The organism is Sodalis ligni, assembly GCF_016865525.2.
Lineage (GTDB): Bacteria > Pseudomonadota > Gammaproteobacteria > Enterobacterales > Enterobacteriaceae > Acerihabitans > Acerihabitans ligni.
The window spans coordinates 3,888,322-3,912,330 of record NZ_CP075169.1 but is presented as its reverse complement, the minus strand read 5'-3'; the positions used below and the strand labels follow the sequence as shown (position 1 = coordinate 3,912,330).

Here is a 24,009-nt window from a genome sequence, read left to right as displayed (position 1 = left end):
GGTTACATCTCCAGAAAGTTTTTCAGTAAACGGGCGCCGGCGGCGCCGGAGCGCTCGGGGTGGAACTGCACGCCGAAGAAATTTTCCTGCTCCACCGCCGCGCTGAACGGCTCGCCGTAATTGCATTGGGCCAGGGTGGCGGCACAGAGCGGCATGGCATAGCTGTGGACAAAATAGAAATAGCTGCCGTCATCGATGCCGCGGAACAAACGGCTGTCGCTGCGGGCCTGTACCTGGTTCCAGCCCATGTGCGGCAGCGGCAGGCCGAAATCGGTCATTTTGACGACCGGGGTATCGATGATGTCCAGGGTGCGGATGCCGCCGTTTTCCTCGCTCGCGCTGCCCAACAATTGCATACCCAGACAAATGCCCAATACCGGCTGGGTGCAGGATTTCACCAGGTCAATCAGGCCGCGTTCCCGCAGTTGTTCCATCGCCGCGCGGGCGGTGCCCACGCCGGGCAGGAAGAGTTTATCCGCCCGCAGGACGGTATCGGTTTCGCGGCTGACCGTCGGTTGATAGCCGAGGCGGCGCACGGCGGCGGTGACGGAAAAGAGATTGGCGCAGCCGGTGTCCAGGATCACGACGTTCATCAGAGCACTCCTTTCGAGCTGGGCAGGGTGTTGCCTTCCACCCGGATTGCCTGGCGCAGGGTACGTCCGAACACTTTAAACAAGCTTTCCACCCGGTGGTGATCGTTTTTACCCTTGGTTTTCAGATGCAGGGTGCAGGCCATGGCGTACGACAGGGAGCGGAAAAAATGTTCCACCATTTCGGTACTGAGATCGCCCACCCGCTGATAGCTATATTCCGCCTTGTATTCCAGGTGCGGGCGGCCGGAAATATCCAGCGCGCAGCGCGCCAGGCATTCGTCCATGGGCAACATAAAACCGAAACGGCCGATGCCGCGCTTGTCCCCCAGGGCCTGGTTAATGGCTTCGCCCAGCGCCAGGGCGGTATCCTCCACCGTATGGTGGTCGTCAATATACAAATCCCCCTTGACGTCGATGTGCATACGAAAGCCGCCGTGAGTGGCTATCTGATCCAGCATATGATCAAAAAAGCCGACGCCGGTATTGATGCTGCTGTCCCCTTCCCGGTCGAGCCAGACCTGGACATCGATGGCGGTTTCACGGGTGACGCGGTTAACGCGGGCGTAGCGGTCGCGGCGGGTCAGCTGCCCGGCTATCGCCGGCCAATCCAGGGCTTCGGGCCGGTAGCGCAGCCCCTTGATGCCCATATTGTTCGCCAACTGCATATCGGTTTCCCGATCTCCTATCACATAACTGTTGGCGGTATCCATCAGGCCGTTTTCCATATAGACCTGTACCATGCCGGTGCCGGGTTTGCGGCATTCGCAGCCGTCGGACGGCAGATGGGGACAGATTAATACCTTGTCGAACCGGATGCCTTGGGAAGCGAAGATCTGCATCATCATTTTATGGGGCGCATCGAAATCCGGCTGCGGGAAGCTGGCGGTTCCCAGTCCGTCCTGATTGGTGATCATAATCAGGCTAAAGCCGGCTTTTTGCAGCGCCAGCAGGGCGGTGATGACCCCCGGCTCCAGCGCCAGCTTGTCCAGCCGGTCGACCTGGAAATCTTCCGGTTCGGTGATAAGCGTGCCGTCGCGATCGATAAACAGTAGTTTCTGCTTCACAATGCCTCCTGGCGGCGGGTTGCGGTTACCGGCAGTTCACGAAGCGCGGTCACCACCCGCCGGCACTCTTCCCGGGTGCCGATGGTGATGCGCAGGCAATCGGTCAGGCCCGGCTGTTTGCTTTGATTGCGCAGGATAATGCCTTGATCCCAGAGGCTTTTAAACGCCGGGCTGCCGGGAGCGAAACGCACCAGCAAATAGTTGCTTTCGCTGGGATAGACCTCCAGCACCGCATCGCACTCTTGCAGTTCATTCGCCAGCCATTGCCGGGTGGCGGTGATTTGGGCCACCCGTTCGCGCATCAGCGCCACGCCCTCGGCGCTTAAGGCCTGTTCGGCGATATCCGCCACCGGCAGCGACAAGGGATAGGGCGCAATCACCTTTAACAAAAGCTGGATCACCTCGGCGCCGGCCAGTACGAAACCGCAGCGCAACCCCGCCAGGGCGAAGGCTTTCGACAGGGTGCGCAGGATAACCAGGTGCGGGTAGTGCGCCAGCCAGCCGGCCAGGGTCGCCCGGGGGCAGAATTCGATATAGGCTTCGTCCGCCACCACCAGCGCCCGGCCGCGGGTCATCTCCAGCAGCGCTTTGAGTTCTTCGGGCTGGATAATGTTGCCGGTGGGATTATTAGGGCTGCAAACGTATACCAGCTTGACGCCGTCCAGCTGTGCTTCGATGGCGGGCAGGTCCAACTGCCAGTCAGGAAGGGCCGGGACGGTACGGCGCGCCACGCCGAAGGTCTCGGCGCTGACGGCATACATGCCGTAAGTGGGCGGACAAAACAGGACAGCATCCCGGCCCGGTTCGCAAAAGGCACGAATCAGCAGCTCTATGCCTTCATCGGCGCCGCGGCAGACCAGCACGCCATCGGGCCTTACGCCGGCATAGGCGGCATAACCGTTAATCACCTGTTCGGGCTGGCAGGCCGGATAGCGGTTCAAATTGCCGTAGCGCGGTTTAAAGGACGGCGGCAGGGGATATTCGTTGGCGTTGAGCCAGACATCACCGCTACCCCCGAGGCGTCGCGCCGATTGATAGGGCTCCAGCGCCAATACGTTGGCGCGCGCCAGGTGGCTGATAGTCATGGTTGCTCCTGTAATGCGTTGAGTGCGGCGACACGCACGGTGACGGCGTATTTATGGGCGGTGAGCTGTTCCGCCGCGGCCAGGATTTCAATGGTGGGCGCCAATCCCAGCAACCCTTGCGGCGTGAGATGCTGGACGGTCATCCGCTTTTGAAAGTCAGCCAGCCCGAGGCTTGAATAGGTGGTGGTGTAGCCATAGGTGGGCAGCACGTGGTTGGTGCCGGAAGCATAATCCCCTGCCGACTCCGGCGACCAGTCGCCGAGAAATACCGACCCGGCATTGATGATGGCTGGCACCCACTGTTCCGCGTCGCGGGTCTGGATAATCAGGTGTTCGGGTCCGTATTCATTGCTGATCTCGATGCATTGCGCCAGGTCGCGGGCAATAATCAAACGACTGCTCTTAAGCGCCCGGCGGGCGATATCGCCACGGGAGAGCCGAGCGAGCTGCGCGTCGGTTTCCCGGGCCACTGCATCGGCGATGGCCGGATCGGGGGTGAGCAGGATGACCTGGGAATCCGGGCCGTGTTCCGCCTGGGACAGTAAGTCGGCGGCGATAAACGCCGGAACGGCATGGCTATCGGCTATCACCAGCACCTCGGAGGGGCCGGCGGGCATGTCGATGGCCGCGCCGCCGGGAAGCTGGCTTATCTGGCGTTTGGCCTCGGTGACATAGGCGTTGCCGGGACCGAAGATTTTATCCACCTTGGGTATGGATTTGCTGCCGAAGGCCATGGCGGCGATGGCCTGCGCCCCACCCACCTGATAGACCTCCTGTACGCCGCACAGCCGCGCCGCATAGAGGATTTCATCAGCGATGGGGGGCGGCGAGCAGAGGATCACCTTGGCGCAGCCGGCGATGCGCGCCGGGGTCGCCAGCATCAATACCGTGGAAGGCAGCGGCGCCGAGCCGCCGGAATATAGAGACCCGCCGAGGCCACCGGGCGGGTCAGCTGGCGGCAGCGCACGCCGGGCTGGGTTTCCACATCCACCGGCGGCAGCTGCTGGGCGCGATGGAAACAGTCGATATTTTTTACCGCCGTCGCCATGGCCTGTTTTACTTCCGGCGCCAGGCGTTCCGCGGCCTGTTCGATAGCCTCATCGCTGACCCGCAATTGTTCGGTGGCGGTGTGGTCGAAGCGCTGGTTAAGGGTTTTAATGGCGTCATCGCCGCCCTGGCGGACCTGCGCGATAATGTCGCGCACCGCGTCGCCAATCCTGTCCGAGGCCGCCACGGCGGGCGGGCCAGCAGAGCCGCCCGCTGCGTCGGCGAGCACGCGTCCCAGCGAATCGGCGTTGAAAAAGGGGAGGGGGTCATCAGGCTACTCCATCATTTTTTCAATGGGCAGTACCAGAATGGAGCTGGCACCGAGGGCTTTGAGATTTTCCATCGTTTCCCAGAACAGGGTTTCGCTGCTGACCATATGCATGGCCACCCGCTGTTTATCGCCGGCCAGCGGCAGGATGGTGGGGCGTTCGGCGCCCGGCAGCAGGGCCACGATATCGTCAAGACGTTCAGTGGGGGCATGCAGCATGATGTATTTCGATTCCCGGGCCTGGATGACCCCCTGGATGCGGATCATCAGTTTGTCGATCAGCGCCTGCTTGGCCGGCGGCAGCTCAACGTCGCTTTGGATGAGGCAGGCCTTGGAGCGGTAAATCACCTCTACTTCCCGTAAACCGTTGGCCTCGAGGGTGGCGCCGGTGGAAACCAGATCGCAGATGGCGTCCGCCAGGCCGGCGCGGGGAGCCACTTCCACCGAGCCGTTCAGCAGGCAGGATTTGAAGTTGATACCCAGTTTATCGAGATATTGTTTGAGCAGGTGCGGATAGGAGGTGGCGATGCGTTTGCCTTGCAGGCACTGCGGTCCGGTGAAGGGCTCATCCAGAGGCAGCGCCAGCGACAGACGGCAGGCGCCGAAATCCAGGCGGCGCAGTATAAAATACCGGGGGTCTTCACCCTGGGCGCGGCGATTGAGCAGCTCTTCTTCCAGGACATTTTCACCGATAATACCCAAATCCACCACGCCGTCCATCACCAATCCGGGGATATCGTCGTCACGGACGCGCATGATGTCGATGGGCATGTTTTCCGCAAAGCCAGCAAACGCTGCTGCTGGAGATTGATTTTAATGCCGCAGTGCTCAAGCAGTTTCTGCGAGTCCGTGCTGAGCCTGCCTGATTTTTGCATCGCTATCCGTAAACGTGATTTGTCCAAAATGAAGTCCTCTAACCTAAGATTTGAAATTATCGAGCCAAAAAACCCTCGGAAGAAATCTTCCGAGGGCTCTCTACGTTCTGCGCCACTGGAAGATTTTTGTCTTCCAGCACCAAACGCCTGAAAGACTAGTCAGGGTGATGGTGGCGATGGTGGCTAAACTGAACGCAGTTCATAAATATTCTCGCAATAAGCTGATGAAACGGTGTATTACATTTATAGTTAACCTAACGATATTTGCCGCCGAGTGCAACATTTTTTTGCCGATTGGCTTGACGTTTAGCAGCGAGGCTATCGATCCTGTGAGAACGGAGCCTTGCGGATGAGGGATTATGAAAAAAATTGCGATTGTGGGTTTAGGGTGGCTGGGAATGCCCCTGGCCCTGTCATTACTGGCCAAGGGTTATGGCGTCACCGGAACGAAAACCACCCCGGACGGGGTTGATGCGGCCCGGATGTGCGGCGTGGAGTGTTATCCGCTGCTGCTGACGCCGGAGATCCAGGCCGAGCCGGATGATATGGCCGCTCTGCTCCAGGTTGAAGCGCTTATCGTGACCCTGCCGGCGGGCCATACCGCGCAGCGGCCGGAGGACTATTTCCTGGCGGTCCGGCAGGTGGTGGACAGCGCGCTGTCCTTTGGCGTGCCGCGGATTATTTTTACCAGCTCCACGTCGGTATACGGCGATACCGTCGGCACCCTGCGGGAGAACAGCCCGCTGGAGCCGGTGACCCCCACGGCGATTTGCCTGAGGGAACTGGAGCAGTGGCTGCATCGCCTGCCCAATACCTCGGTGGATATTCTGCGCCTGGCGGGGCTGGTGGGGCCGAGCCGCCATCCCGGCCGGTTTTTGGCGGGCAAAACCCATTTACCCGGCGGTTCCCATGGGGTGAATCTGGTGCATCAATCCGATGTGATAAGCGCTATCGAATTGTTGCTTAAACTGCCTAAGGGCGGCCATTTGTATAATATCTGCGCCCCGGGGCATCCGGCGAAACGGGACTACTATCCGGCGCGGGCGCGTGAATTGGGCACCAAGCCGCCGGAATTTTTGCCCGGCGACGACAAGGAAACCGGTAAAATCGTCGACGGTAACCGTATCTGCCGTGAGCTGGGCTTTGAATATCAGTATCCGGATCCCGCGCTGATGCCGATCCGGTTATCCTAGCCGGGGACGTATTTGCCAATACCGGCGATTGCCGCTATGTTTTTTATAGCGGGCGTAGTGTGCGCTCTCGGATTTGGCGTCAGCCATAATCTCATCAGCAGCATATTCATGCGGGTGGTCTATGCATAATCTCAAGGAAGCCGAGCCTTGTACGGCCGTTCGCCGTGCAGCGCGATACGATGAGAGTCGAACCAGCGCGTTCCAGCGGGAAGTCCATGCTTACCTGGAACGCTATCCCCATACGCAGCATGTCGATATTCTTCTCACCGATCTGAATGGTTTTTTCCGCGGTAAACGTCTTCCCGTCGCCAGCCTGGCGAAAATTGAAAACGGCTGTTATTTCCCCTCATCGGTTTTTGCCATCAACCTCTACGGCCATACGGTGGAGGAAGCGGGACTCGGACAGGAAAAAGGCGAGCCGGATCATCTGTGCATGCCGGTGGCCGGTACATTAATGCCTTCCGCCGCCGATCCCTTCCATATTGCCCAGCTTATGCTGACCATGCTGGATGAGGACGGGTCGCCGTTTGCTGTTGAACCGCGCAACGTGTTGAATCAGGTTTGGCATGTCCTAAAGCAACAGGATATTTTCCCGGTGGTGGCGGTGGAAATGGAGTTTTACCTGGTGGATCAGGACAGGGATTCCTCCGGCATGCTGCAGCCGCCCTGCGCGCCTGGCACCCATGAACGCCATACCCAGCCCCAAATCTATTCATTGGAAAATCTGGATAACTTTGCCGCCGTGCTGGACGATATCCACCGCTTGGCCGGTTTACAGAAATTGCCTCTCAACGGCGCGGTAGCCGAATCATCCCCCGGCCAGTTCGAAATCAATCTGCTGCATGGGGATAATCTCATGAAGGCCTGCGATCACGCCCTGCAGCTCAAACGGCTGGTGCGGCTGGTGGCGGAAAATCACGGCATGAACGCCACCTTTATGGCGAAGCCTTACGAGGACTTCGCCGGCAGCGGTATGCATTTGCATATCAGCCTGCAGGACGGCCAAGGCAAAAATCTGCTGTCCGACGCCGCCGGCCGGAATTCCCCGCTGATGCGCCGCATCCTGGCCGGAATGCTGGATTTGCTGCCGGCTTCCATGGCGGTATTGGCGCCGAATGTCAATGCCTTCCGGCGTTTCCAGCCGGGCATGTATGTGCCGACCCAGGCCAACTGGGGCTATAACAACCGGACCGTGGCGCTGCGCATTCCCTGCAGCGACAGCGCCAATCACCGGGTGGAATACCGGGTTCCTGGGGCTGATGCCAATCCCTACCTGGCCCTGGCCGCGGCGCTGGCCGGCATAGCCCATGGTTTGGAGCATCCGTTGCCGCTGCCACAGGAGGTCACCGGCAACGGCGAGGAGCTGCAGGGAGCGACGCTGCCCATCCGGCAATGCGAGGCACTGCGGCTTTTTGCCGGCAATCAGGCGTTAACGCATCGATTGGGCGAGCATTTTTGCCATGTTTTCCATACCTGCAAACAGGCGGAGCTGCGGCATTTCGAACGTATGGTGACGCAGACCGAAATCGGCTGGATGCTGAAAAACGCTTGAAGCTGCGGTAACTTAAAGCTGCTGCAGATAGTCAAACAGCGCCTTTAACAGCCGAAGGTGGTTTTCATTGTCCTGGTGTTCCGCATAAAGCCGTTCCAGGGTCGCGACGTAGGTTTGTAATTTTTCCGGGCTGAACACATTCTTGCGATAGGCCAGCCAGCGCTGCTGTTCGCTGTCATCCAGGGTGTGGGGAAAATTTCGCGCCCGATAGCGAAACAGCAGCTCTTCCAGCCGGCCGTCGACAAAGCTGATATCCAGCGCCGGCAGATTGACCGGATCGGTTTCCAGGATAATCCCCATCGCCGTCCGGTCGGCGTCGCTGAAAAAGCCGTTATACAGCTGGGCATCCACATCCTGCGAAGGGACAAAAGGTTCCGCCTCGCTAAATATCGCTAAAACCTTTTCCCGCACTTCGGCATGCTGGCGTAAAATGAGCAGGTTATCCAGGCAACGCTTCCGATCGATACCCAGCCGCTGCGCGTCCTCCGGCCGCAGGGTATTGGCGGGGGCCAGCACCGGGCACTTGTTGATATGCACCAGCTTGATGGGCACCGGCGATTGCTCCCCCAGTTGATCCCGGCGGGTATAGAGCAGGGTCCGCAGCCGGTCCGCATCCAGGTCCAGCAAAACCGACATGTCGCCGGCCAGATCGCAGACAATCAATGCGTTCTGGTTATCCGGGTGCCAGGCCAGCGGCGCTATCCAGGCGGTATTGCCGCGTCCGGCGCCGAACATGCCCGATACATGCACCAGCGGTTTCATCGCGGCGATGTCAATCAAGGCCTTCAGGGACTGCTTGCCGCGGTGACGGTAGAGATAATCGAACAGCTTTGGCTGCGCTTGGCGTGCCAGCCGGGCCATGGCCAGGGTGGCATGGACATCCGCCATGGCGTCATGGGCATGGGTATGTTCCACGCCGTTGGCCCGCGTCAGGTGTTCCAAACGAAAACTGGGCAAGCCGTCATCGTTCTGCGGCCAGTGGATGCCTTCCGGACGCAGAGCATAACAGGCACGCATCACATCCAGCAGATCCCAGCGGGAATTTCCCTGCTGCCAGCTGTAGGCATAGGGATCATAGAAGTTGCGGTAGAATATATTGCGCGTCACTTCGTCATCGAAGCGGATATTGTTGTATCCGAGGATGCAGGTATCCGGCACGCTGAACATAGCATGGATACGCCGGGCGAACTCCGCCTCGTTCACTCCCTCGCGGGCGGCCTGCTGCGGCGTGATGCCGGTAATCAGCACCGCTTCCGGGTCGGGCAGGTAATCGTCCGCCGGACGGCAGTAAAAAACCTGCGGATCCCCCAGCGGGGTGAACTCCAGATCGGCCCGGATGCCGGCAAACTGGGCCGGGCGATCCAGCGCCGGGTGCGTGCCGAAGGTCTCGTAATCATGCACCAGAAAGGTCGGCTGTCTTTTTGTGTCCGCCATGGTATCTCATCGCTCTTCAATGTATCTGTATGACATTGGCTACGTTCGTTACAGGGTAAACCCTATGCCGGCCCTGCCGAAATAACTGATTCGGATGGGCTTGGTTTAAGGATATCACCTAAAGGCGTGATTAACTTTCAGTACCGTTACAGGTGGCAGGGGAAACAGCATCGGCTTGGCCTTGGCAAGCACCCAGCCCTGACGTTAACCCGGTTGTGGATTTGCGCTCGCTGCTGGAGAGGGGCTTTGACCCCAGCGTTCATGTCGCCCAATCGAACCGTGACTCCGGCCCAGGGCACAACCCAGAGCGGCCTCAGCTAAACGTTATATAAATGGAGTTAATAAATGTAAATAAAATCTTGATAGAGACCTTATTTAACTGTATCAAAAACATGTCATTAACTTGTTGTTAAGCTAAACATGTTAATAATCAAAAGATAATTAATTCACAAGGAGTGATTATATGGCAGCACGTTTATCTGCATCAATTGTTGTTTTAACGGTATCGTTCTCTTCGATTGCAGCAGTTTCACAGGAAGATATCCAAGGGCCAAAGTAGTGACGGTGACGACTGAAACAGTATCTGGTCATCTTAATATTGCAAATGGCCGTAACTGTTTGGATGAGAATGACCAGGGTAAACCCAGTTTATTAGCTTGCGATTCCGTGGCGAAAGCCAGCCCTGTAAAAATAATTTTCATTACATCGTACTGAAAAGCGGTCAGTGTCTGTCTGATGACGGTGGTAAAGTCCCTGTGACCGCTGCCTGTGACTTTAATGACACAAAACAGCAATGGAAAGCTTTTCAAGGTGTTGGTACGGAGGTCCGTAATATGGCATCAAATAAGTGCCTGACGGCCGCAGGGTTGGACAAGCCGGTGACGATGGCCGCATGTGCTGGTCTGCCTGCACAGAATTGGACGTTACCTCAGTAAAGTAGCATTACAGATGGCTTTCAGGAGAGCCATCGATAATGCGCAAGCAAAGCCACCAGTGACACCTACCGCCATCACGGCCCGGTTGCCGGCGGCCTTTTATAATATTATTGATGAGGTTCAAACCTTGCGCGAGTTATTACGCTCATGGCAAAAGTTGCTTGCTACATCATTGAGCATAAGTATCCCGGGCCGGAATAATAGGAACCATCGTATTTTTTGGGGTGCGGGTGATAGCCAATGGCTTTACCATTGCCATCCCGGGCACAGGTGTTATCACCTTGCTCCTGCAAGTCTTTAGGTACGGCTCCGAATAAACCCGGATCGTTCCATAGCTGCTTTTGTCCGCTAGCCGTAACAATTCTTGGTGACGTGCTGGAAGGATTACCCCTGGGGTTCCGCTTAAATATGAACAGCCTGCAGACGAGAGGATAATAATAGCCAATAGGATTATATAAGTCGATCTGTTCAATTTTTATTCCTGAGGATAGTTGTTCCAAACGAAACCGTTAACACAGTTTCCAGTTGAAAAAGGTTATTATATTTTTCAAAATTTGGTTTTTCTGTTAAAAATATAACATCATCAGTTTGCGTGTTAGTCATTCGATATTCAATAAAGTTAATGTGAAGAATGGGTGAAATTTGACTTTATCCGGAATTTCATAAATGAAATAAACTTATGAAATTAGTTTTAGTGAAATCAGCACATATGAAATAATGACGCGTTCAGAAATAGCGTGACATTTATTGTGCCTAACTATTTGAATAAAAACATTTAATCTGCTTTCGAAAATTTCAGCAAGAACAGCGGTCAAATTTTGCGTACAAATAACCCAAAGATTCTTATGCCGTCTGCCATATTGGCATTCACCCAGGTCGGCTGTTTGGTTGATTTTGGCACTGTTAGCGGATGACCGGCCAGGAAGTGGCCTGGACCCCGAAGGGATACCAGGCTAGGCAATTGGTATTGTAAACCCGATGCGGGCACGTCATAAAGGCTGCCCATTGAAATCAAATATTTGTGTCAGCCCAGGAGAGTCCTGGTCTATAACATGGCGCTGGGTTACTGTTTCAGCGCAGTATTCAGAATACAAATCTTCGTATCTCAAATTATGCAATAGACCTGTTTTTTCTGGAAATCATATCTATTTGAAAAGCCGTGACCACAGGGGGTCTTTATCTATAGATTCGGGCCAGCCGTCAAGCGCCATAAGGACTTCAGCATCGTTCGCAATGGCTTCGTAAAATCCGCTGAGATCTTTAGCATCAAGACGAATGCGTATCAGGGCATTCAGCATGATGGATTCATTTTATAAATTTTCCTCTTTTCAGAATTTCAATCATTTTACTCATAGCATCTTGCTTTTCTTGCAATATTAAATCTAAATTATCTATATAGTTAATTCTTAAATTATTAAAATCCTTAACTTCTTTTTTCTCGTGTCTAGTATGGAGAGAAAAGCCTTTTCAACTCTTCGAGATTTTCCGGCATAACTCCCTGTGAAAAGGTTGACTGAAATGAAGGGGGTTGGTGAGTCGCTAGCGAAGTTTTGTCCAATTCAGATTCCGTTTTCAAGCTTACAGATTTTTGCAATGGACTCTGCTAAATTTCATGGAGCCGCTGTGGCTGCGGGGAGAGTCTAGATGGCAGTGGCGCCGGAGTTGATAAACGTGGCCGGGGAACCGGTTTTTGTTTTCGCAGGGTGACATGAGAGGCAGCGTGATCCTCCTGAACGTCATCATGGGCTTGCGTGCGGAGTGTTGCGTCAGAGCTTGCAAAGGCGCTCTGTTCATCAGAAAGACTGGGAGCTTTAACGTTTCCCGGCAGCAAGGCGTCGCCACGTTGCTCCACCGATATAAAGCTGAGCCTTTGAGCCGGTTTCGGCGTTTCACCGGCCAGGTGTCTCGAGGCGCGTTTTTCCCGTGCCCGGAAAGCTTCCTGAGCGATAAGCTGCTGCTGCGTTTTTTGTGCTTTGATTGCTTCGAGCACGCATTGTCTGGCCTTGTTTTCCAACTTTCGGGACTCTTCGTCAATGAGGACCGTTTGACCGTCGGTGTCTTGATGGCTACTTCCAGGCGACCCTGCCTGGTGAAGATTAAGGGTGGACGAAGGAGAATCAAACGGTTGCCCTGCCGTTGAGCCTGGTCCTTCAAGTACGATATTTGCGGCATTAGCCATTGAAGCTAGCGGGCTTTGGGTTTCATGATTTACCGGCTCATTATTGTGCTGATAGGAGGAGGTTTCTGTTAAGCTGATTGTATTATTATTCATGTTGTGAAGATCCTTTTCCATGATAAATAGAGAATTGTGGATAAACTGACTGTAACAAAACCAATTTTGGCGAGAAAATCATTGGCTGAAACGTATAATCTCATGGCTAGCAACGCTAAGTAAATAAGGTGTTTCTTAACTTTATATAAATAAAACCATGATGGTGCATAAACGAAAAAAGGATTTATGGAAATAATTATTAATGTGCATTTTACATCAAGAGTAATTGATTTCGAGAGGAATAATAGCCACCGTTTATTCGTTAATGGAGCAATTAATGATTTATGAGCTATCTCACTACTCATTCCAGGAAGAATTCCAGGAAGAATTCGCTGGCTACATTTCAACACACTTGGATGGCACGAATGGCGGCTTGTCATCATAATAACCTTTATTGCGCCGGGATCGCGGTTTTATGCCCTTCGTGCCCTGCCGCCTCATGTGGCCCGTTGTAAAGTTAGCCATTTAGAGATGACGGCAAGGTTTCATTATGTTATGCATGATAGGTTATCGATCATTTTCTGCGGGACTTATCCCATGCATACAGTGTTAGTGGTTTCCGGCGGTCTGCTTCTGCTTGGCGTGTTTGTGCTGGTGGCGCATTTTATCGCCGCCGTCACGCTGTTGGCGGCGGTCAAGGTTTTTATCGTGGTTTGGCTGGTGGTATCGCTGCTTAATTTATGGGGCGGAGTGACCCAAGGCGGTTATTCGCTGTTGGAGGAATTACCGATGCTGTTATTGGTGTTCGGCATTCCGGCGATTTTTTCGCTGATACTGCTGAAATGGGTAACTGCGGGGTGAATGCCGCCCTTATTCCTGAGCAATGCGTGATCGCTGTCTCAATTTAACCTGCTCTGCCGGCTCGGGCTCTCTTTGAAGTAAAGCTGGCTGTAAGATGTTATTGCAAAGACCTTCCCTAACGGAACCGGCATTATAGCCTACCCCGGATTATCAGTAAGAGATTATCAAAGCTTTCTTAGTGGATCACAAATATGAATCAAGCGGCTGTCAATATTGTTTAGGCAATGTTATGAGGATGTGGAATACAACGGTTGGGTCCTCATCAGACGTCGTCTTAATTTAGAAAGCTAATAATCAACATGGAGGAGTCTATGCGAAACATCGCTTCCCATCTTGTCTGGGTTTTAGTCGCAATTGCCGGTGCCTTTGGGTTAGGTATTATCGCTTTGCATAACGGCGAGAAAATTAATGCGCTGTGGATTTTAGTGGTGGCGGTGTCGGTGTATTTAATTGCCTATCGCTATTACAGCCGTTTCATCGCCCGCCGCGTGTTGCAACTTGATCCGACGCGCATGACGCCGGCCTTCCGGCATAATGACGGACTGGATTTTGTGCCTACCAATAAATATGTGCTGTTCGGTCATCATTTTGCCGCCATTGCCGGCGCCGGACCTTTGGTGGGGCCGGTGCTGGCGGCGCAAATGGGATATCTGCCGGGCATGATCTGGATTCTGGCGGGGGTGGTGCTGGCCGGCGCGGTACAGGATTTCATGGTGCTGTTTGTTTCGCTGCGGCGGGATGGCCGTTCCCTTGGCGATCTGATCAAGCAGGAATTGGGCGCTGTGCCTGGGGTCATCGCCTTATTCGGCACCTTTATGATCATGATTATCATCCTGGCGGTGCTGGCGCTGATTGTGGTGAAGGCGCTGACGAACAGTCCCTGGGGGGCCTTCACCGTGGCCTTTACCATTCCGCTGGCCCTGTTTATGGGGATTTATCTGCGCTTTATCCGGCCGGGTAAAATCGGTGAGGTGTCCCTTATCGGTTTTGTCCTGTTGATGGCCGGCATTATTTTTGGCGGCGATGTGGCCCGCAGTCCGGCCCTGGCGCCGTTTTTTACCCTTGACGGCAAACAGCTGACCTGGGTCTTGGTGATATACGGCGGCGTGGCTTCTATCCTGCCGGTCTGGCTGCTGCTGGCGCCGCGGGATTATTTGTCCACCTTTCTGAAAGTGGGCACCATTATCGGCCTGGCCATCGGCATCGTCTTTATTGCCCCAACGCTGGAAATGCCCGCCATGACCCGTTTTGTGGACGGTACCGGGCCGGTATGGTCGGGTTCGCTGTTTCCTTTTTTGTTTATTACCATCGCCTGCGGCGCGGTGTCCGGTTTCCATGCGCTGATTGCCTCCGGCACCACGCCTAAAATGCTGGAAAACGAAAGCCAGGCGGCCTTTATCGGCTACGGCGGCATGCTGATGGAGTCCTTTGTGGCGATCATGGCGCTGGTGGCCGCCTCGGTTATCGATCCGGGTGTGTATTTCGCCATGAACAGTCCCGCCGCCGCGCTGGGAGGCTCCACGGTGGAAGCAGCCGCCGCCACCGTCAGCGGCTGGGGGTTTGAAGTGACGCCGGCCATGCTCACCCAGTATGCGCAATCGGTAGGGGAGAACAGCATCGTCTCCCGCGCCGGCGGCGCGCCGACGCTGGCGGTGGGTATGGCCCATATCCTCAGCCAGGCGGTCAGTTTTATCAGCATGGCCTTCTGGTATCATTTCGCGATCCTGTTTGAAGCGCTGTTTATCCTGACGGCGGTGGACGCCGGCACCCGCGCCGGGCGGTTTATGCTGCAGGATTTGCTGGGCGTCGCGGTACCCTCTTTACGGCGCACCGAATCCCTGGCGGCCAATGTTATCGCCACCGCGCTCTGCGTGGCCGCCTGGGGTTATTTTCTATATCAGGGGGTGGTTGACCCGTTGGGAGGCATCAACACGCTGTGGCCGCTATTCGGCATCGCCAACCAGATGCTGGCGGCCATGGCGCTGACGCTGTGTTTTGTGGTGCTGTTCAAGATGAAACGACAGATGTATGCCTGGGTGGCAGGCGTGCCGATGGCGTTTTTGCTGGTGTGCACCACCTCCGCGGGCTTGATAAAGATTTTTTCCGCCGACCCCAGGGTGGGTTTTCTGGCCCTAGCCAATAAATACCAGGCAGGCATCGATCAAAACCAGATTATCGGCCCGGCTAAAACCATGGTGGAAATGAACCGGCTGGTATTTAATAATCAGCTCAACGCCGGATTGACCGCCGTCTTTATCTTTGTGATGATCAGTATTTTCCTGTTTGGTATCCGTGCGGCGTATTTGGCTTACCGCCTTGATAAACGCAGCGATCGGGAAGTTCCTTATCAGGCGCAGCCTTCGTTGAAATAGACAATATGCCCCGCGCCGCGGGCGTGGGGCATATACCCGTTATACTTCAAGCCGCGGGTATAGGCGGCGTTAAAGCCAGGTAATGAGGCCGATTACCGCCAGCCAGAAGAGAGAAGATAATAAAAAGACCAGTTTCCAGGCCAGGGATCTTGAAATATTTATCATATGCAGGTATATAATTGAACAAGGTTAAATAATAAGTTAACTATTTTTATGAATAACTAAAAATAATGTGATGGGAAAAATTATCCGGGCAGCATAACCTAAATAATGGCCGCGAAACAGCTTCCCCTCGGTAAAGTTGAATGAATTTAAGTAAAGTATAAATTAAAGGTGATTTGAATATACTGTGCTAAATAGCTTTTCATATTAGCGTTAGCGCTACACTTGCGGGAGATGACATCCCGCCAGCGCTGGCCCTGAACGATGAGAAGTGAAGCATTAATGCGCAAAGCTATTTAGATAACTTAATTTGGCGCCTTGGAAAAACGGCGTCATACCCTAAATAATTCGCGTAGCGGGAAAGCCAGCACACCTGCAACTTGAAGTATGAGGGGTATAGCGGGAGAAATACTTTGATAGCCTACCCTATGGTAATAAGATAATAGGTAGCACCCGTCGCGGCAAATCGTGAAAATTGCGTACAGGGCTGCATACCGTTGCCCTGTACTGCCGTGGTCATGGCTGCAAGTTTTTGCGCAGACGCGCAACCTCGGCGGCTTTCACCGGCTGCGCGGCATTGCCCCAGCTATTGCGAATATAGGTCAGGACATCGGCCACCTGCTGGTCGTTGAGGTCCCAGGCGAAGCTGGGCATTGCCGGCGCGGTGGGGCGCCGGTGGAACCGGCGCGGCTGCCCGCCAGCACCACGTGAGCCAGGGAGGTGGGGTCGGCGGCGCGGATCAGCGGGTTACCCGCCAGGCGCGGGAAAATATTCGGCTCGCCGGTGCCGGAAGCGTTATGACAGGCGGAGCAGCGGTCGAAATATATCGCCTTTCCCGCCACCATGCGGCTGTCGCCAGCGCTGAGGGCCCGTGGCGCCGGCTGCAGGCTGTTGCCGCTTTTAAGATAAACCGCCACCGCCTTGAGATCCGCGTCGTGCCAATGCGCCGAGGAGTGTTCAACTTCTTCCGCCATGGGTCCGGAGGCGATGCCGAAGCGATTGACGCCGGTGCGTAAATAAGTGACCAGATCGTCGTTTGTCCACTGGCCGATACCGGTGTGATCGTTATTGGTGATATCGGGCGCCCACCAGGCGCCGAGATTATTCCCCCGCAGGAATTGGCTGTTTTTGTCGCCGCCGAGGGCGTTTTTCGGCGTATGGCAGGTGCCGCAGTGGCCGGGGCCCTCCACCAGATAAGCGCCGCGATTCCAAAGGGCTGATTGCAGCGGGTCGGGTTTGAATTCGCCTTTATTGAAATTCAGCCAGTTCCAGACCAGCAGGCTGGTGCGGATATTAAAGGGGAACGGCAGCTGGTTGGTATGTACATCTTTGGCGATGGGCTGCAGGGTTTGCAAATAGGCCCATAGATCCTGGTCGTCCTGCTGTGTCATTTTGGTATAGGCGGTGAAAGGCATGGCGCCATAGAGCCGCTTGCCGCCGTGGCCGATACCCTCAGACATGGCGCGCTGGAAGTCGCTGAAGGTCCAGGTGCCGAGGCCTGTCACCACATCCGGCGTGATATTGGCGCCCAGCAGCGGCCCGAACGGCGTGTCGATGCGAAAACCCCCCGCGGAGGGGTTGGCCGGATCCGCTGTATGGCAGGCGCTGCAATCTCCCACCACCGCCAGGTACCGTCCCCGTTCCACCTGATCGAACTCCGGCTGGGCCAGCGCCGATCCTGCCACCAGCGCCAGCAGTCCGATGTATAAAAACGTGAGCGCTCTCATGCGGTGATCATCTCCCCGGGGCGTTTCATGTAATAGGTGCGGATGGCGTGGGCGGCTTTGAAAGCCAGCGCCCCCACGGTACCGGTGGGGTTATAGCCGGGATTTTGCGGAAAGGCCGAGGCGCCTACCACAAAGAGGTTGGGTACATCCCATACCTGCAGGTGCCTGTTTACCGAACTGGTGGAGGGATCGGCGCCCATGATAAATCCGCCCACCACATGGGAGGATTGATAGGGCACCGAGTTCCAGTGACCTTTCACCGGATGCAGGAAGTATTCCCGCGGGTTCATCGCCTTGGCTATTTCCCCCACCCGGTCGGTGCAATATTTCGCCATCTTCAGTTCATTCTGCGTGAAATCAAACGTCATGCGCAGTAAGGGCCGGCCCAGGGGATCTTTGTAGGTCGGGTCCAGAGACAGATAGTTGGTGCGGGTGGAATAATTGCTGGCTTCGCAGCCGATACTCATGCTGCTGAGATAGTTTTTCTTGACCTGGCGCTTGAACTCGCTGCCCCAGGTCGGCGTGCCGTCCGGGGTGGGATGATAGGCGATGGGCGCGGACCCGATGGGGGTGACGCGTATACTGCCGCCGCCGAAAAAGCCCAGTCCGGAATGATCGAAATTATCATTATTGAAATCATCAATGCCCATTCCCACCGCGCCGCCGCCGATAAAGGGATTGAAGTTTTTATCGTCGAAGAATACCTGCACTGAATTGGCGGTCTGGTAGGCATAGCTACGGCCGGTGGTGCCGGTATTGGTCACCGGGTCGTATGCCTTGCCGACGCCGGACAATAGCATCAAGCGCACGTTTTCGAAGGTAAAGGCGGTGACCACCACCAGGTCGGCGGGCTGTTCCCACTCGTCGCCGGAAGAATCCATATAGACCACGCCGGTGGCCCGTTTGCCCGTAGAATCCATCGTGACCCTCATCACTTCGCAGTGGGCGAGGGTGGAGAAGTTCTCTTTACGCACCAGCACCGGCAGCACGGTGGTGATGGCGCTGGCTTTGGCATAGTTGGCGCAGCCGTAGTTGGTGCAGAAGCCGCAGTAGGTACAGGGTCCCATGGAAACGCCCAAGGGATTGGTGTAGGCCCGCGACACCAGCGAAGAGGGGACCGGGAAGGGTTTATAACCCAGACTCCTGGCGGCTTCGGCAAACAGCGTCGGTCCGTAGGGTTGCTTGAGCGGCGGCGTGGGATAGTCGCCGGATCGCATGCCTTCAAAAGGATTGCCGCCCTCGCGTTTTATGCCGTTGAGATTGGCGGCATAACCGGAGGTGCCGGCCAGCCGCTCGAACTGCATATAAAACGGTTCCATTTCTTCCCAGTCCACCCCCCAATCCTGCAGGGTTAATTCCTTCGGCATGGCGGCGGCGCCATAACGCTCCATAAGGTGGCTTTTCAGGCGGAACTCTTCCGGCTGAAAACGGAAGGTAATGCCCGCCCAGTGATTGCCGGCGCCGCCGGTGCCGTTGCCGGGGTGAAAGGAGCCCCAGGATCGCATGGGTAAGGCGGTTTGCGAAAGGCTATTGCGAACGGTGATGGTATTTTGCCGGGTGCGCAGCATCAGCTCCTGGCTGCGATTGTACCGCAATTCATCGGTTACCGAGGCGACGTTGAAATCCCGTGCGGTATCGCGCCAGGGGCCCCGTTCGATGGCGATAACCTCCAGGCCGGCATCGGTGAGTTCATTGGCGATGATGGAGCCCGCCCAGCCCAGTCCCACCACTACCACGTCAGTCTTAGGACGTTTTTTTGCCATGTCGGTTCAGCCCTTGGTTTTCCATTGTTCGCCGCCTTCGATGCTGACCGGGGCAAGATGAAGATCCTGATTATGTTTTTCGACCAGATCGCGGTAGTCATAGCGGGCGCCGGGAAAACCAATCATTTTCCATGACACCATATCGCGGTTGCCGCCGTACATGGGGTCGGCAAAAAATCCTTCCATGGTGTTGCTGAGCACCTGGGCCATAAACAATTTTCCATCGATATGGGCAAGCTTGACGTCGCCTTTCTCCAAACCGTGCAAAACCAGGTCCTGCTGCTCGGCGGTGAGCTGATGAAAGGGCTTCTGGAATTCCTGATGCGTATAGTCTTCCAGGTCGGCCAGGCCGATTCGATAGCGTTGTTGCGGTACCAGCGGAGATTGATCCCCCTGTTCGGGAGCGCCGGGCAAAAAGGGGCCCTCCCTATAAAGACGGGAAAAGGTGCCGTAAAACCCGTGCAGCTGGCGATCGATAAACACCACGCAGCCGGCGTCTTTGCCGCCTACGCTGAGATCGTCGGCGGGAATCAGACGGTTCGCTATGGCCTCAAGGGCAGCGACTTCTTTCTCATTGAGGAAAAGCCATCCCTGGTGTTCATAGGTCTCGATGGGATTGTGGGAGAACGGCTTCCAGCCGGGCGTGCCTTTGAGCGCGGTGGCTTTGGCGGTTTCGGCGGCGCCGAGGGCAAGAGAGGCGGCGGAATAGGAAAGCAGCTGTCTGCGGGTCATCCCCGGCAGGGTTTTCTGTCTCTTGCGCATTATGACGTTTCCTATTTTATTGTAATGATGCGTGTAGGCATCATGCGTTTTCGATTTCACGACAAAACTGCCAGAGTTGTTGTGGTTAAATTATAAATAAACCAACTATGTTGCAATGAATAAATATGTTGATAACAAAATAGTCACGTTATGATGGTTACATTCCGATACAGATAAGAAGAATTAATGATGTGAAAGCCGTTTAATTTCTTTAAAATAATTTTTCAGCTTAGTCATCCCAGGTCGATAGCCCGTGCGTTTGGACAGAAAGATTTCCTCCCTCGAAAATACCATTTACCAGAATTACCGTATCGCCCATGGATTGCGCATCGGACTGGCGTTTGTTCTCACGTTTATGATCATCCGCTTGCTGGATATTCCGGAAGGAACCTGGCCGCTGATTACCTGGTGGTGGTCATGGGACCGATTTCATTTTGGGGGAATGTGCTGCAGCGCGCCGGGCAGCGCATTATCGGCACCATTTTTGGCGCCGCCTCGGGGCTGATAGCCTTGCGGCTGGAGCTCTATTCCCTGCCGGTAATGCTGGTCTGGTGCGGGCTGGTGATGTTCGTCTGCGGCTATTTGACCCTGGGCAAGCGGCCCTATATGGCGCTGCTCATCGGCATTACCCTGGCGGTGGTCTGCGGCGCCGGGGCCGGCGATATGCAAACCGCCCTGTGGCGCAGCGGCGATGTGATCATCGGCTCGCTGCTGGCACTGTTGTTTACCAGTATTTATCCGCAGCGGGCGTTCATTCATTGGCGCATGCAAATGAGCTTTAACCTCACCGCCCTGAGCAAGCTTTATGCCGCCTATGTCTCGCCGAATATCATCGAGCGTCCGCGTCTGGAGGGACGGTTGAAAAAGCTGCTCAATGACGTGGTAAAAATGAGCACGCTGGCGGCGCCGGCCGCTAAGGAAACCGCCATCGCCAAGGATATATTCGACAGAATCCAGAACCTCAGCCGTAACATCGTCTGCGTGCTGGAATTGCAAATCGATGCATGGTGGGCCTCGCGGGAAAGCCATTTTATCCTACTGAACGCCACCACGCTGCGCAGCACCCAGATGGTAACGCTGCGTACCCTGCTGACCCTGGCCGAGGCGTTGCGCCAAGGTAATCCCGCGCCTATTGTCGCCAACAGCGGCGAGCTGGACACCATTGCCGCTGAACTGAGGCAGTTAATGGAGCTGGCCAGCCGCCGCGAGCAGATTGAAGCGCCGATATTCGGCTATGTCTGGCTGAGCCTGAAGCTTACCGGACAGCTTGAGCAGATGGCGCAGCTGCTTTGCCTGGCGCTGCGTAAGCCTTTGCCTGAGCAGGAAGATTGAAGTAGGGTTCGCGGGCGAAAGCGGGTAAAATGCGTTAAGCCATTGCACAGGATAGCTGCTACTCTGTAGGGTAGCGGCTATGAATTTGTCATCGCAACCTATTCAACCTATGACTTAAGCAAGGAAATCGAAATGGATCATATCAAGCCCTCTTTCCAGGATGTGCTGGAGTTTGTGCGCATGTTTCGCCGCAAAAACAAATTGCAGCGCGAAATCGCCGATAACGAGAAAAAAATCCGTGACAACCAAAAACGGGTCTTGTTGCTGGACAACCTCAGTGACTATATCAAGCCGGGCATGTCCATCGACGAAGTCTTGGCGATCATTGCCAGCATGCGCAGCGATTATGAAGACCGCGTGGATGATTACATCATCAAAAACGCCGAGCTGTCGAAAGAACGTCGCGAACTGTCGAAAAAACTGAAATCCATCGGCGAAGTGAAAGCGCTGGTATCCGCCAATACGCCAAGCGGCGCCACGACAGGCACCCCCACCGGAACGCCCACCGCCTGAGTCAATTCAACGGGGGCCATGCCGATTTCGCCGGTGAGTATGCCGCCGGCGGCGGCGCCCGCTCAAGCCTTAGTGCAAGACACACCGAGGGCCGGAAACTGTCCGGCCATCCGGTCCAGCCTGTTCTCCCGGATTCTTTCTCTTTTCTGCCCTGGCGGAGTTTAACGGTTTGCATTTGCCTGCCGTTCGTGAATATTCTATTTAAATAGATTCATTAGTTCATGAGGAAATAATATTCCCTTACTGATGAATAAAGAATCAAATGGATGGAAAAAATGATGTTATGGATGCACTTTGGTTATAAAGGATAATGAATTTCGCCATTCCATTATTGCACACCCACTCTTATCTGAATAATATTGTAGACTTGTAGGGTTATTTGTATATTAACACCATGCCATCTTTGATGGGAATGATTTAACCGGGTTTGTATTGTATTACTAGCATTATATTAAATAAAATTTATAGAATTTTATATAATTATCGACAGAGGAGGGCAAAAATTTTTCCCGCCGGCAAAGCGTTGTTCCGCCAGATGGGAAACCGACAATGGCATCAGTGAAACGCAGGTAAGTTATTTCATGACCAGCAGAAAAATCAGCTTAATGTAATATTGCGATCAGTTCTATTATTATCAATGATAATGATTTTAATTCAATCATTGGACCCACCCAGACTGCCGATGCCAATGATTCAATCTCCGTTACCGATGCATTATTATCCGATATTGTCGCCGGTCCCCAGCGGGCCAGCCTGTTCTGTTCGATCCCGGTCTGCGTGCGAAAGGCTCACCCGGCGCACTGCCCATGCAACCTGCGGCGGGGGGGATTATTGCCGAATTATGTCAGCGCCAACAATAGTGATGTCCTTTTTCACTGGCAAACCCAAGGCAATCACGGTCCTTACCGCTTCGTCAAGGATGATGATTTCAAGAAAAGATTAAAAAGCATGGTAAGGCGATTGCTTAAGTTAAAATAAAAAAAGGTTATTTCAGTCAAACGGCCTGATCCGGTGCGGATTGACCTGAATAAAACGCTGTAAATAAATATTAACGTCTTTATGGTTTCGCATAATATATAATTTGACGTAATGTCGTTTATGCTGTTTTTTTAATGGGACATCGCATTTTCTATTGAGCGCTCGCATTCTTTATTTGCAATCACCTAAAGGGTTTTTCCCGGCCGGCAGACCGGAAAATCCTATTGCGTTAACCTTAGACCGTTAATGGTGAAGCACCGCCAGTCGCTGGATATTGGTTTTTATAGCGGCCGCCGAATCATCAAACTGCCGCTGCTCCAGTTCGTTCAAATCCAGCTCGCTAATCTGTTCGATGCCCCGCTGGGTTAATACCGCCGGAACGCCGATGGCTAATCCCTCCTTGCCATACTCCCCATCCAAGACGCATGAGACGGTCAGCGCCCGATGGCTGCTGGTGAACAGGTTACGGCAAATTTCGGTAATGGTGCCGGCCACGCCGTATTCGGTACAGCCCTTTTGTGAATAGATTTCAAAGCCAAGCCGGCGTGTGCGCTCGCCCAGCGCCGCAAAGTCCAGTTCCTGCCCGGTTTTCAAGCGGCTGTATTCATTGAGCGTCATGCCGTACACCGACGAGTGCGACCAGACCGGGAATTGCGTTTCGCCGTGTTCGCCGAGAATAAAAGCATCGACGCTTTGGGCCGCGATATCCAACTGCTCAGCCAGGATGCGCCGCAAGCGGGTGGTATCCAGCCATACGCCGGTGCCCAGCACCTGGTGGCGGGGCAGGCCGGAGAGCTTCCATACCTGATAGGTGATAATGTCGCAGGGGTTGGTGGCCACCAGGAATATGCCCTTAAAGCCGTTTTGCATCATCTCCGGTACGATATTACCTACGATGCGGGCGGTGCCGTCCAGCTCATCCAGCCTGGTCTGGCCGGGTTTGAGGCCGCCGCCGGAAACGGTAATCACCGCGATATCCACATCGGCGCAGTCCGTCACCGGCCGGGCGCTGATGATGATCCGGCCGGGCATATAGGCCGCCGCATCGGCGAGATCCTGGCGATGGCCTTCCACCAGGGATTGGTTCAGGTCCACCAGGATAAGCTCTTGGCAAATCTGCTGGTTCAGCAGCGCATAGGCGGCGGAGGATCCTACATTGCCCGCGCCGATGATCATCACTTTACGTGGTTTCATACTGCCTGCCTCTATGAATAGGAAAATGAAGTCCGTAGTACGGATAAGGGCATGGTAAGCCTTCATTTATAGCATTTTTATAAATTA

At 54.8% G+C, this 24,009-nt stretch carries 15 protein-coding genes, 5 pseudogenes and 1 other annotated feature; of the genes and pseudogenes, 8 read left to right on the top strand and 12 right to left on the bottom strand.

Annotation, left to right across the window (positions count from 1 at the left end; translation table 11 throughout):
- Positions 1-2: 2 nt before the first annotated feature.
- From hisH to hisG, 5 genes and pseudogenes are all read right to left on the bottom strand, one after another.
- A complete protein-coding gene (gene hisH / locus GTU79_RS18235) occupies positions 3-593 on the bottom strand; it encodes an imidazole glycerol phosphate synthase subunit HisH (protein WP_132927550.1) in 591 nt (196 codons plus the stop codon).
- Entirely contained in the window at positions 593-1,657 is a 1,065-nt protein-coding gene (hisB, locus tag GTU79_RS18230) for a bifunctional histidinol-phosphatase/imidazoleglycerol-phosphate dehydratase HisB (RefSeq protein ID WP_203523369.1), read from the bottom strand. Before hisB ends, hisH begins: the two co-directional genes overlap by 1 nt.
- Complete coding sequence (gene hisC / locus GTU79_RS18225) at positions 1,654-2,742, bottom strand: histidinol-phosphate transaminase (RefSeq protein WP_132927554.1); 1,089 nt, start codon at positions 2,740-2,742, stop codon at positions 1,654-1,656. The genes hisB and hisC overlap by 4 nt, the downstream gene beginning before the upstream one ends.
- Positions 2,739-4,059, bottom strand: a pseudogene (hisD, locus tag GTU79_RS18220) (histidinol dehydrogenase). The gene hisC and the pseudogene hisD overlap by 4 nt, the downstream one beginning before the upstream one ends.
- Positions 4,060-4,063: 4 nt before the next feature.
- Positions 4,064-4,962 (bottom strand): annotated as a pseudogene (hisG, locus tag GTU79_RS18215) (ATP phosphoribosyltransferase).
- Between the two features lie 33 nt (positions 4,963-4,995).
- Positions 4,996-5,112: a sequence feature (His leader region), on the bottom strand.
- Between the two features lie 179 nt (positions 5,113-5,291).
- On the opposite strand from hisG, the gene GTU79_RS18210 reads away from it, so the two are divergent.
- Together GTU79_RS18210 and GTU79_RS18205 are read left to right on the top strand one after the other, a co-directional pair.
- Positions 5,292-6,125 (top strand): SDR family oxidoreductase, encoded by an 834-nt coding sequence (locus GTU79_RS18210; RefSeq protein ID WP_203523367.1) that lies wholly within the window; start codon positions 5,292-5,294, stop codon positions 6,123-6,125.
- Between the two features lie 121 nt (positions 6,126-6,246).
- Positions 6,247-7,677 carry a glutamine synthetase family protein gene (locus tag GTU79_RS18205; RefSeq protein ID WP_203523366.1) on the top strand — a complete coding sequence of 477 codons (1,431 nt, stop codon included), beginning with the start codon at positions 6,247-6,249 and terminating at the stop codon, positions 7,675-7,677.
- Positions 7,678-7,689: 12 nt separating this feature from the next.
- Here GTU79_RS18205 and sbcB read toward each other — a convergent pair whose 3' ends face one another.
- Positions 7,690-9,111: an exodeoxyribonuclease I gene (gene sbcB, locus GTU79_RS18200; protein ID WP_203523365.1), complete on the bottom strand. Its 1,422-nt coding sequence runs from the start codon at positions 9,109-9,111 to the stop codon at positions 7,690-7,692.
- 39 nt (positions 9,112-9,150) lie between these two features.
- Between sbcB and GTU79_RS30660 the strand changes: the two are divergent.
- Both GTU79_RS30660 and GTU79_RS31475 read left to right on the top strand, forming a co-directional pair.
- Positions 9,151-9,318, top strand: a pseudogene (locus GTU79_RS30660) (Arm DNA-binding domain-containing protein); the annotation flags it as partial.
- Between the two features lie 548 nt (positions 9,319-9,866).
- On the top strand, positions 9,867-10,046 hold the full coding sequence (locus GTU79_RS31475; RefSeq protein WP_420854190.1) for a ricin-type beta-trefoil lectin domain protein: 180 nt from the start codon (positions 9,867-9,869) through the stop codon (positions 10,044-10,046).
- Between the two features lie 1,145 nt (positions 10,047-11,191).
- Here the strand turns inward: GTU79_RS31475 and GTU79_RS18190 are convergent.
- Positions 11,192-11,344, bottom strand: a complete 153-nt coding sequence (locus tag GTU79_RS18190) for a hypothetical protein (RefSeq protein ID WP_214513224.1) — start codon at positions 11,342-11,344, stop codon at positions 11,192-11,194.
- A gap of 305 nt (positions 11,345-11,649) precedes the next feature.
- Positions 11,650-12,318, bottom strand: a complete 669-nt coding sequence (locus GTU79_RS18185; RefSeq protein ID WP_214513223.1) for a hypothetical protein — start codon at positions 12,316-12,318, stop codon at positions 11,650-11,652.
- 537 nt (positions 12,319-12,855) lie between these two features.
- Here GTU79_RS18185 and GTU79_RS18180 point away from each other — a divergent pair.
- Positions 12,856-13,119, top strand: coding sequence for a hypothetical protein (locus GTU79_RS18180; protein WP_132927568.1), 264 nt, complete (start codon positions 12,856-12,858; stop codon positions 13,117-13,119).
- Positions 13,120-13,430: 311 nt separating this feature from the next.
- The gene (locus GTU79_RS18175; RefSeq protein ID WP_203523360.1) at positions 13,431-15,491 is read left to right on the top strand and encodes a carbon starvation CstA family protein; all 2,061 of its coding nucleotides are present in this window, start codon (positions 13,431-13,433) and stop codon (positions 15,489-15,491) included.
- A gap of 678 nt (positions 15,492-16,169) precedes the next feature.
- Here the strand turns inward: GTU79_RS18175 and GTU79_RS18170 are convergent.
- The 3 genes and pseudogenes from GTU79_RS18170 to GTU79_RS18160 all read right to left on the bottom strand — a co-directional run bounded on the left by GTU79_RS18170 (position 16,170) and on the right by GTU79_RS18160 (position 19,905).
- Positions 16,170-17,380, bottom strand: a pseudogene (locus GTU79_RS18170) (c-type cytochrome).
- Complete coding sequence (locus GTU79_RS18165; protein ID WP_203523358.1) at positions 17,377-19,143, bottom strand: GMC family oxidoreductase; 1,767 nt, start codon at positions 19,141-19,143, stop codon at positions 17,377-17,379. Before GTU79_RS18165 ends, GTU79_RS18170 begins: the two are co-directional and overlap by 4 nt.
- Before the next feature lie 6 nt (positions 19,144-19,149).
- Positions 19,150-19,905 carry a gluconate 2-dehydrogenase subunit 3 family protein gene (locus GTU79_RS18160; protein WP_203523357.1) on the bottom strand — a complete coding sequence of 252 codons (756 nt, stop codon included), beginning with the start codon at positions 19,903-19,905 and terminating at the stop codon, positions 19,150-19,152.
- 253 nt (positions 19,906-20,158) lie between these two features.
- On the opposite strand from GTU79_RS18160, the pseudogene GTU79_RS18155 reads away from it, so the two are divergent.
- Together GTU79_RS18155 and GTU79_RS18150 are read left to right on the top strand one after the other, a co-directional pair.
- A pseudogene (locus tag GTU79_RS18155) lies at positions 20,159-21,237 on the top strand (FUSC family protein).
- 132 nt (positions 21,238-21,369) lie between these two features.
- The gene (locus GTU79_RS18150; protein ID WP_243701544.1) at positions 21,370-21,750 is read left to right on the top strand and encodes a DUF496 family protein; all 381 of its coding nucleotides are present in this window, start codon (positions 21,370-21,372) and stop codon (positions 21,748-21,750) included.
- 1,221 nt (positions 21,751-22,971) lie between these two features.
- On the opposite strand, the gene GTU79_RS18145 is transcribed toward GTU79_RS18150, so the two are convergent.
- The gene (locus tag GTU79_RS18145) at positions 22,972-23,922 is read right to left on the bottom strand and encodes an L-lactate dehydrogenase (protein WP_214513222.1); all 951 of its coding nucleotides are present in this window, start codon (positions 23,920-23,922) and stop codon (positions 22,972-22,974) included.
- Positions 23,923-24,009: the final 87 nt, after the last annotated feature.